The 9,519-nt window shown below is 61.5% G+C and carries 10 protein-coding genes and 1 pseudogene; all 11 read right to left on the bottom strand.

Annotated elements, in window-relative coordinates; all coding sequences use genetic code 11:
* Window positions 1–1,234: type IV secretory system conjugative DNA transfer family protein (locus ACP5E6_RS14055; protein WP_427954949.1), on the bottom strand; the 1,234-nt coding region annotated here is incomplete at its 3' end.
* The gene (gene virB11 / locus ACP5E6_RS14050) at window positions 1,234–2,295 is read right to left on the bottom strand and encodes a P-type DNA transfer ATPase VirB11 (protein WP_427954948.1); all 1,062 of its coding nucleotides are present in this window, start codon (window positions 2,293–2,295) and stop codon (window positions 1,234–1,236) included. The genes ACP5E6_RS14055 and virB11, both read right to left, overlap by 1 nt.
* Entirely contained in the window at window positions 2,295–3,044 is a 750-nt protein-coding gene (locus ACP5E6_RS14045; RefSeq protein WP_427954947.1) for a hypothetical protein, read from the bottom strand. The genes virB11 and ACP5E6_RS14045 overlap by 1 nt, the downstream gene beginning before the upstream one ends.
* Window positions 3,045–3,165: 121 nt before the next feature.
* Window positions 3,166–3,540: a hypothetical protein gene (locus ACP5E6_RS14040; RefSeq protein ID WP_427954946.1), complete on the bottom strand. Its 375-nt coding sequence runs from the start codon at window positions 3,538–3,540 to the stop codon at window positions 3,166–3,168.
* Complete coding sequence (gene virB10 / locus ACP5E6_RS14035; RefSeq protein ID WP_427954945.1) at window positions 3,540–4,667, bottom strand: type IV secretion system protein VirB10; 1,128 nt, start codon at window positions 4,665–4,667, stop codon at window positions 3,540–3,542. The genes ACP5E6_RS14040 and virB10 overlap by 1 nt, the downstream gene beginning before the upstream one ends.
* Entirely contained in the window at window positions 4,657–5,547 is an 891-nt protein-coding gene (locus tag ACP5E6_RS14030; protein WP_427954944.1) for a TrbG/VirB9 family P-type conjugative transfer protein, read from the bottom strand. Before ACP5E6_RS14030 ends, virB10 begins: the two co-directional genes overlap by 11 nt.
* Entirely contained in the window at window positions 5,544–6,242 is a 699-nt protein-coding gene (locus ACP5E6_RS14025) for a type IV secretion system protein VirB8 (RefSeq protein ID WP_427954943.1), read from the bottom strand. The genes ACP5E6_RS14030 and ACP5E6_RS14025 overlap by 4 nt, the downstream gene beginning before the upstream one ends.
* Window positions 6,239–6,403 (bottom strand): type IV secretion system lipoprotein VirB7, encoded by a 165-nt coding sequence (locus ACP5E6_RS14020; RefSeq protein WP_427954942.1) that lies wholly within the window; start codon window positions 6,401–6,403, stop codon window positions 6,239–6,241. The genes ACP5E6_RS14025 and ACP5E6_RS14020 overlap by 4 nt, the downstream gene beginning before the upstream one ends.
* Complete coding sequence (locus ACP5E6_RS14015) at window positions 6,403–7,329, bottom strand: type IV secretion system protein (protein ID WP_427954941.1); 927 nt, start codon at window positions 7,327–7,329, stop codon at window positions 6,403–6,405. Before ACP5E6_RS14015 ends, ACP5E6_RS14020 begins: the two co-directional genes overlap by 1 nt.
* A 349-nt stretch (window positions 7,330–7,678) precedes the next feature.
* Window positions 7,679–8,428, bottom strand: coding sequence for a type IV secretion system protein (locus ACP5E6_RS14010; protein WP_427954940.1), 750 nt, complete (start codon window positions 8,426–8,428; stop codon window positions 7,679–7,681).
* A gap of 10 nt (window positions 8,429–8,438) precedes the next feature.
* Window positions 8,439–9,519 (bottom strand): annotated as a pseudogene (locus ACP5E6_RS14005) (type IV secretion system protein VirB4); the annotation flags it as partial.

Here is a 9,519-nt window from a genome sequence, read left to right as displayed (position 1 = left end):
GCGCCTTGAGCGGGATGTTGATGAACACCGTCACCTTGCCGCCGACCAGATCGGCTGCGCTGAATGTGTTGCCAGAGACCAGATCGGCATAGGCCGAGGTGGACAGCCAGGCGGTATCGGCTGTCGCGTTCTTGTAGATGCCGGAGAATGTCTGTTGCACCACGTCCTTGAGGCCGCCGGCGAGATCGCGCGCCAGGCGGCTGTTGGAGTTCTTATGGATATGCGCAAGCATGGCGCGCAGATCATGCTCCGGGGTGACGACGCCCGCCCGCACCGTACGCAGGGTTTTCAGCTCTTTCGGGATCGTGTCATCCCAGAGGATATGCGCCAGCAGCGCCGTCACCAGCTCCTTGCCGCTCGACTTGAAAAACTTCGAGTTTTCATCGCCATTGGCAGGCGTATCGCCACAGATCCAATCGACCACGGCGGCCACGTCGATTTCAGCGAGGGGGGAGGAGATATCGATCCACTCGATCACGTTGAAGCCGACCGCGCTGGATCGGGGGTTCAGCTCATAGACCTTATGTCCGATCGCCTCCCGCGCCGCGCGCAGCATCGGCCCCAGCTCTACGGAAGGATCGAGGATCACCGCCGAGCCGGACCAGTTGAGCAGGGTGGAGACGGCGGTGGTGGATTTGTACCCGCCGGAGCCGGCAAACATCAGCGCGTGCGATGACCCGACCGTGCCGGGATCGATCAGCAGGGGTGCCGTGCCCCCCTGCCCCCAGGTGCTGCGATCGGCTGGATCGAGATGGACATCGGCGACCGAATCCCGATGAACCTCATACGCCTCGCCGACGACGATGCCGCCATATTCCGGCGAGGGGCCGGGGAACCGCTTGCGCGCCTCATCCATGGTCATCCAGCGGGCGTGACCATGATTGTCGGTGGGAGCACGGATCGGGTCATCGACGCGCTTGAGCGGGTTGTGATCGCGCCGGAGAGACCAGCCCCGGAACGCCCGGCCACGGACCATCGCCATCACGACGAACAGGAACGGCACAGCGAAGGCCGGGATACCGCTGACAATCAGCCAGAACCGGACCTGGTGATTGCCATAGTCGTCGATCAGGTACAGCCACCACTGCCAGAACGGATAATGGAACACATGATAGGCTTTGAGCGGACCGAACAGGCCGATCAGAAATATCTGGGTGGCGAGCACGGAGAAGGCGACAAGGCAGAACGCCAGCCCAAAGACGAGGATGCCGACGATCCGCCCCCGCGCGGACATCAGATCGCCCGCAACAGATCGGCCGCGGTTTCACCGCGGCGGGCCGCATCGGCTGCGAACCACACCTGGTTGATCTGATACGTGCTGCCGAACGTCTCGAACGGAATGATCAGATCGACCGCCGCAGCCAGCAGATCGGACAAGGTGCGATCGTCGAACCCCGCCCCCTTGGGAGACCCCTTGATCAGCGAAAACAGCTTCTTGAACGCCTGATCCGGATATTTTCCGTGGATCGTCGTGATCGAGCCGGGATGACCGGAGACAACTTCATTCACGTAGGTCCATGCGGCGTCGTCGCGCAGCTCTTGCAGGAGCACGCGATCGGGCCGCATCCGCAGGCTCGCCTGGAGCAGCGCTTCGGCATCGACCCGCGCGGTCGATTGCCCATCCTTCGAGTAGAGCAGCCGGACGTGGTTCGGCTGGGGGATGACCAGCTCGGGGGTATCCTCGATCGTGATGATCCGCTCTTCGAGGGGGATGGCGGAGATCAGGGTTTTGCTCATGGAGGTTTTGCCAGAGCCAGTCGCACCGCAGAGCAGGATCGTCAGGCGATGGTGGACCGCGGCGCGCAGGAACGCCTCGATGTCCCCGGCATCGAACAGGGCAAGCAGCGCGGACAGATCGCGCTGATCGCGCCGCGAGCGCCACTGGTTCCAGCCGGCGACCTGATACCGTTCACCAACCGAAGATAGCGGTGCCACCGATGCGCCCGGCCTGCGGATCGTCAGGCTGACCGTGCCGATCGGCACGATGGGCGGCAGGCAGATTTGCAGCCGCTCCCCACCGGGCAGCTCGGTCGCACAGAGCGGCGAGGATGAGCCGACATCCTGACGGCGCAGCGACGCGGCCAGGGTGGCGATCATTTCGAGGGTGCGGAGATCGAGCAGCACACTGTGCGGCTTGAACACCCCGCGTTGCCTCACCCAGCACTCACCGGGCCGGTTGATGCACAGCTCCTCCGTGCTGGCGTCATCGAGCCACGCCTGTAGCGGTGTCAGGAGGAACCGCAGGACCGGCGCGGCCGGGCTTTCGGCGATCGGCGGTTCGACGATGCTATCCATCAGAAGCCGCTTCCCAGCGGCCCGTTGCCCAGACCGACGATCTGGACGCCGCCCTGCAACGTCCAGCCATTCGAGGTTTTCTCGAACGAGCCACGCGCCTTGTAGGTTTTCGAGGGGGGCGGATTGAGCGCCTTCTCGACGGCGGGATTGAACAGCCACGACGGCAGACCGACCGGCACGGCGGTTGCGGTGACGTTCGACGTGATCACGCCGCCTTCCGTTGCCGGAATCGTGTACAGATCGACCTTGGTAATCCGGGCGGTGCCGCCGCACCATTGTGGTGGACCGAACGCGAATTTGACGTGATCGGTTTTCAACACGAGCGGCGTCGTGTCCTTATGATGGATCGGCGAGACCGAGATCGACGTATCCGAACCGTTCGCTTTCTGGAAACCCGCCGCCTTCCCCGTCAGAAAATAGAAGATTTCATGATGCACGGCGTAGTGGTGGATCATGAGCTGCTTATAGCTGTGCGGGATCGGTCGCAGCGCGATCGTGTCATCGACCTCATCGACCGGCACCGCTTTGAGCAGACCGAGTTTCACCATTTCAGGAAGGGCGGGATCGGTGTGGTCATCCGCCGACTGGATCGCGAACACCGTCTTGTCCGTATTGAACGCGGGCGACGGTTCATAGAACCGGGCGACCTGGGTGAATGCGCCGAGCATAGGCGTGAACGGGGCCATTGTAGGTCGCGACGAGGCGCGGAAACTGGTGCAATATTCGCCGGCGCTGGGATGCGTCTTCACCCAGGACGTCATCTCCTACTTGAACTGGACCTTCTTGCTGGTGCAGCCCGAAAGCAAAGCCGCAGCCGCGAGGGCGGCAGCGGCGATCGACATGGAGCGGTTGACGCGCATGGGAGACCTTTCAGCGGCTGATGGATTTCCAGAGACGACGGCGACGGCGGATGAGGACAATCTGACCGACCTTCACCCCCCAGAACGAGACGAGACAGACCGTGGCGGCTTCGATCACGGCCGGAAACAACGCGGGCACATAGATCCTGACCACAAGGCCGGTGCCGAGCCAGACCACGGTTGCGACCAGACAGATAAACGTGATCTCATCGCTGGAACGGAGAAAATCTTCCCGGTTCTGTCGGATTTGTTCAGGCGACAGCGGCGGATGCCCCGACGAGAACACGCAGTAGAAATGATAGGCGTGACGCAGCACGGCGCGCGCGATCCGCGCCGCGAGGCCGGGCGGTGGCGGTTCCGGAAACGGATCGTGATCCGGCTCCATCACGGATTGACCAGGCCGAGCTTGTAGACGTGGGAGAAATTCAGATCACGCGCCACGAAGATGGAAACATTAGCGCCCTGGTTGCGTGTGAGGGTGGGCGGAATGTCGATCGTCGATTCGAGCGCGGTATTGGCGATCTGATTGGTATTACCATTGAGCGACTGAAAATACGTGTTGCCCGCACCGGATTGCGCGGAGTTCGCCGCGACCTGGAGCGAGCCGCCGATCACCGAGAGCATGATCGCCGCACCGAACCGCTGGAAAAAATGGTTGTTGACCGCGCCGGAAATCCCGGCCCGGCCGAGCGCCCCGGCACCCGGCGATCCGAGACGCACGACGACATTTTGCGGGGTGATCGCCCGAGTCCAGAGGATGAACAGCCGATCCTGCCCCTGGACCAGCCCCTGTTGAATTTCGCCGAGCACCTGGGTTCCGCGATCGAGCAGGGTGACGGCCCCCGTCATCGAGCGCACCGATTGCGGCAGGACACATTTGACGAAACCGGGCAGGCCGGAGTCGATCGCCGTCTCCAGGGTGCAGGGAATGATCGTGCCGGCCGAGATGGTGAAATTCGGATGGGCGATCATGCGCGCGTTGACATGGGTGAACCGGCCGGAGGAAAGCCGCCCCGAGAGGCCGCCGGCATGGGCCGGGCCTTGCCGGGACGCAGCCGGTTCCACTGAGGACTGAGGCGGTGGCGAGGTCCCTGCCCCTGCCCCGCCGGCCGGGGACGCCAGGATGGGAGCCTGTAGCGCCTCCATGGCCGGGCTTTCCTGTTGTTGCTGGGCAAACGGGTTGATGTAGGACCGATGCCGCGCAGGAAGCGGCAGGACCGCCTTGTGGACAGCCGGCGCGTTCGGTTTCGTTGCGGGCTGGAACCGTTGCCCGACCTGACCCGCGCCGGCGACGGCCTTCGTCGTCGGTTTGACATGCGATGTTCCATGGAACAGCCAGACGAACGCGATCAGCGCGACACCGCCAACAACAAGCCCGCCGAACGCCGCCTCACGCGAGATGAACGAGCGGCCGGTTGAGACCGCCGAGACATCCTGATTGACCGGCGAGACGGGTGCGGCCGGCTTCTGGTTCGGTCCCCAGGATTGCCGCTTGTCGTCGTCATTCGCCATGGTTCGGTTCCCTGATCTCGCGTTGAACCGATCGGCTGATCGTGTGCGTGCCAGGTTTGCGGCCGATCGGATTGTAGGCCACGTCATAGATATCGAGCACTTCGTGACCGTCGCGCAGCCACCACTTCGGCGCGGTCCCCGGCACGACGACGGTATCCCCATGCACGCTCATGTTGACCGAGGCTTCTTTCCCATCCGGTTGCGCCTCGTAGATCGAGGGGATGCGCTCATTGCCCGGAAACCGGAACACGGTGGAATAGCCGGTGTCGTAGACCAGGGCCGGCGCAAGCGCCCGATCGCCGCGGGCCGTGTAGTCGTAATTGCGCGGCCCGTTCCACTTGTTGACGGTCTGGGCATTGAGAACGTCCATGCGTTCCTGGAGCCGAGAGCGCGCCGCGTTCCGGACCGCCTCTTTTTCGGCCGCGCGCTGCTTTGCAAGCTCCGCCTCGTATTTTTGATGCGGGTAGCGGAAAATCACCGCGTAATCGATATTCGCGCCGATACCGGCCGCACCGCTGACGGTCTGGAACTGGCAGAAATAGTGCCGCGGGCGGCCGGATGGGGTTTGAGTAATGACCGTGACCGGCGACGGCGAGAGGATCGCAGTCGGCTTGAAAAACAGGTAGTTTTCGAGGGGCTGGGTCTGGAGGAATTTCGTGTCGCTGGCGGCGACACCGATGATCTTGGTTCCCACCGGAAATTCGACGGTCACGACCGCGCCCACCGTGGTCCAGATATCCGTGACGTTGCCCTTCTCGTAGGTGACATACCTCACGCGGCTATCGAGCGGTCCCGGCTGGGGATACTCGACGGCCAGGGCCGGAGTGACGACCGCAAGCGCCAGGATCGCACCGCCGAGTAGAGCGGTTGATGGTTTCATGGACTGTCCTTTGAATCCTGATAATTCGTGATGATGATTCCGCCGGGATCGGCCAGGCGATCATGCAGCGGCAACTTGTGAACGCGCGTGAATTCCACCGTCGCGGTCCATGTGGTTGTGACGGGCTGGCTCCCGTACATCGTCAGGACCCGGTGATACCGGACGAGCGCGACATGCGACCGCACGAAACTCATGTTGATCATGTGGACGTTGATCTGACCGCGCTGGCCTACGGTTTTCTGCACGGTGTTCGGATTGTCCCCGAGCAGGAACTTGTGATGATATTCCGCGCGGACGGTCGGAGAGGACATCAGGCTCGCCACGTCGTAGCGATAGCCGGCATCCGCATAGTCGTAGCTCTCCCGATCGCGGACATACTGCCAGATCGCCGCCCGCAGCGCCGCCGCCTTCTGCGTCGGCGGCAGATCGGACATGGTTGATGTCGATGTGAACGTGCCGTCCTTGTGCAGGCTGATGTAGACGGGCACGAGCTGCTTGAGCGGAACGAGGATGAACACCGTTCCGGCGAGTGCTGCGTTGATCAGGAGCGAGAGGCCCGCGATGCTCCAGCCGACACGGCCCCAGAACTTCGCCGATCGCGTCTGTTTCGACTGGAACGATTGAACGTCCTGAAAATATTCGCGAAGCCGGTCGGGATCGACCGGAGCCGCCATGGTTTTGCGCAAGGCGTTCATGAGTGTGGCACCCGCGGCGGCACTCGGAGCTGTGACGGGGCTGGCTGCCACCGCCCGGCGTTCAGCGCGAATACCGGACCATGGGCATGGGCGAGCGGATCACTGGACGCGCAGCCCGCCAGGAGGCCGGCCAGTGTCACCACGAGAGCCAGACGGATCATCAGGTATCTCCACCATTGCGATTACGAAAGCGAGCCGCCACGCGCCGATAGAGTGCCCGTGCGCCGCGCCCGCCGGCCCGAAGGCCGGCAGACCCGGCCTGACGGCCGAGAAACTGTGCGCCGCGTCCTGCGGCATTGAGCGGGCGTTCGACGACCGGACCGCCCCGCAGCCAGCGATGGGCGTTTTCCAGACCGAGCCCGACCGCGACCCCGCCACCGATGCCCTCGATCACACGCGGCACGACGGCCACCGCGAGACCGATGACGACGATGCCGGCAGCCCCCCCGAGCAGGGCCTCGATATTCTGGGAGAAATCGCCCTTCACGAGCGCCATGTTGGAGAATATGGCGTTTATCGCGCCAAGCAGAATGAGAACAACAACATCGACAACGAGCGTCATTATTGCCAGGGTAACGAGGGCTGAAATCCAGGCGTCAGTTATCCGCTTCGTATACTCGAAAATATAGCCGAGTATCATGATCGGGCCGATGACGACAGTAATTCCCAGGATAGTCTGCACTGTCACGAAGACGGCGAACAAAAATCCGAGCGCCAGGATGGAGATCAATTCCACCAAACCAACCTCGAATGACGGGACAATACCCTGCAAACCAGTCGGTGCCGATTTGCTCGCAATCAAAGCATTTTTGATGATCTGATTTAATACATCATCAAAGCCGGCGCCGGGCGACGCTTGTGTAGTGGCAGCCAATGATGAGGACGACGCGCCGGCGGTATAAACATCGATGACGTGTTTCGTGATGAAATCAGGGATTCCCGTCATGAAAAAGTCCTGCACATAGTGATAGTACAGGCTGGAATTGGCGATCAGCGCGACAACAAACCCGATCCGCACGAATCTGTTGAGCACCGCACCCGGCGTTGTGCGCCCCATCAACATCTCACCGCCAATGATGAGAATCATCAGAATGAGCAATGCACGGAGTGGAATCCCGGCAGCAGATATTACATCCGATACGAGACCCTGAATTGGATCTATTACAGAATACTGAAATATATTATATAGTGATGTGAATGTGTTACTACCATTGATAGGGATTAGTACCATAATCAGTTACTCCCTTTCGGGCAGCCAGCCGTCGATTGGTGGTTTTGGGCAAGTTTGAGGCATACGGCGGCGAGAGATGAATTTAACGAGTTTTCGTAAGTCTCTCGGTGCTCAACTCGCGTGTCATGTCGATGGACCATAATTGCAGCGATGATTGACACCGAAACAGCGATTGAAATCAGTAGAGGAATAACGAATTTCGCGGTCATTGAGGGCATCCCGTTGTTGATTGACCGGCTGACGCGAGTTCCTGACATTCGGACGACAGGTTTTGATCAATATTCTCCCGGTAATCCTCAGTGTCGGCTTCCTGTTGGGCCTGTTGCTGTTCCTCAGCGAGTACCTGGAGGTTCGCTGCCTGTGCGGTTTGAGCCTGAGCGTAATTCTGTTCGGCACTCAGGCGGGCCTGAATTGCGGATACCTGTTGAATCGTCGTTGCCCCGGTGAGCTGATCCTGAATCTGGGGGATTTCCTGTTCGCGGGCCTGGAGCGATTGGAGGTTCTGGGTGGCGACGGCCTCGATTTCCGCGATGGAGTTCTCGCTGCTACGCATCTGCGTCGCCTGGAAATCCTGCCCCTGCGGCGCATAGACCTGATTCTGTCCGAGATATTGCTGCGCCAGTGACCCGAAATTGCCGGATAGATCGCTTGGGGGGCTGATCCCCGCGAGCATCCCCGGCAGAAGCGTGGTGTTCGGCATGGAGTCCTGCATCAGCGGTTGCTCCAGCTCCTGACCCCATTGGTTCGGGTTCACGTCCTGGGACAGGGTCTGGAACGTCGCCTTCGCCTCCTGATACTGGCTGATCGCCTCCTGCAATTCCTGCTTCGTCGTGGCGAGTTGCTGGACGAGCTGGGCAATGGCGCTGGGGTCGATCACCGGCACCTGGGCGAGAGCAGGCGTTGCGACGCCGAACATGGCGACGAACAGCCCGAGAATTACTATGCGAAATCGCATGATGGTTCTCCTAATCAACGGCTTCGTGGAAACGCTGCATGAACTCAGGGAGCCAGGCGGCGGGGTCATCGCCATGCGAGGATCGCAGACGCTCAGCAAACGCCACGGTGTTTTTCCGGCTGGACAACACCGCGACGCATTCCGGAATAGACGACAGATCGAAATCGACGATGACGGACCCGCCGGGCCGCTTGATCAGGTATTGACGGGAGCCGGGCAGCATATCCTCCCGGATTGCCCGGAACTCCCCTTCCGTGAGATCGAGGCCGGTCCGGTACACTGTTTCATCCGCGCCCGGCGTCGGACAGAAAATCAGGGTCGGACAGTTTTTGATGATCGAATTGCCCTCTTTCGAGGCGAGGACGGGGGCCGGTTCCTGCGTCGCGAGCAGAACGACCGCGTTGGATTTCCTCACCGTCAGGGTGAAATCCTGCCAGATTTTCGCAAACAACGGATTCAACAAATAAAAATTGAATTCGTCGCATGACAACACGAACCTCCGCCCATCGAGGGCGACGCTGATCCGATAGAGCAGATAATTCGCAGCCGGGGCGCAGATCAGCGGATTGTCGAGGATAGCCGTCAGATCGAACCCGCAGGTCATGCGATCGAAATGCACCAGATCCTCATCGCCATCGAACGCCCATCCCAGGCTTCCGCCGCGACACCAGCGTTCGAGCCGTGCCCCCGCACCGAGCGGATTGCGCCAGTCCAGGAATTGCCGGAGCGCCGCCAAAGACCGCATCTCGGGCGGCAGGCTCAGGATGGCCTCGACTCCCCGAGACAGGCGGGCATTGTCATCCGGAGGGAGCGGGCCATGCCCGTCATTGGCGATCAGGGCGCTCAGCCATTCGACCAGGAACGCCGCGGATTGGGGATCATTGGGCAGGCCGCGCAGCGGGGCGAGACCGCTGGCGTGACCCGATCGGATGGCGACGTAGCGCCCGCCCACCGCGCGGCACAGTAATTCCCCGCCGTGATCCTTATCGAAGAACACGACGGCACCGCTGTTTTGGAAATACTTCGGCAGAAGCGCGAGCATCGCCAGCATCAGCGTCGTCTTGCCTTGGCCGATTTTGCCGAAGATCGCG

This window comes from Acidiphilium sp. (genome assembly GCF_049977125.1).
GTDB lineage: Bacteria > Pseudomonadota > Alphaproteobacteria > Acetobacterales > Acetobacteraceae > Acidiphilium.
The sequence above is the reverse complement of the archived record's forward strand: the minus strand, read 5'-3'. Positions and strand labels throughout refer to the sequence as shown.

Bases quoted from the DNA above. Each gene is read 5' to 3' on its own strand.
- virB11 (WP_427954948.1), bottom strand. From the start codon at position 2,295: ATGGATAGCATCGTCGAACCGCCGATCGCCGAAAGCCCGGCCGCGCCG.
- ACP5E6_RS14040 (WP_427954946.1), bottom strand. From the start codon at position 3,540: ATGGAGCCGGATCACGATCCGTTTCCGGAACCGCCACCGCCCGGCCTC.
- virB10 (WP_427954945.1), bottom strand. From the start codon at position 4,667: ATGGCGAATGACGACGACAAGCGGCAATCCTGGGGACCGAACCAGAAG.
- ACP5E6_RS14030 (WP_427954944.1), bottom strand. From the start codon at position 5,547: ATGAAACCATCAACCGCTCTACTCGGCGGTGCGATCCTGGCGCTTGCG.
- ACP5E6_RS14025 (WP_427954943.1), bottom strand. From the start codon at position 6,242: ATGAACGCCTTGCGCAAAACCATGGCGGCTCCGGTCGATCCCGACCGG.
- ACP5E6_RS14020 (WP_427954942.1), bottom strand. From the start codon at position 6,403: ATGATCCGTCTGGCTCTCGTGGTGACACTGGCCGGCCTCCTGGCGGGC.
- ACP5E6_RS14015 (WP_427954941.1), bottom strand. From the start codon at position 7,329: ATGATTCTCATCATTGGCGGTGAGATGTTGATGGGGCGCACAACGCCG.
- ACP5E6_RS14010 (WP_427954940.1), bottom strand. From the start codon at position 8,428: ATGCGATTTCGCATAGTAATTCTCGGGCTGTTCGTCGCCATGTTCGGC.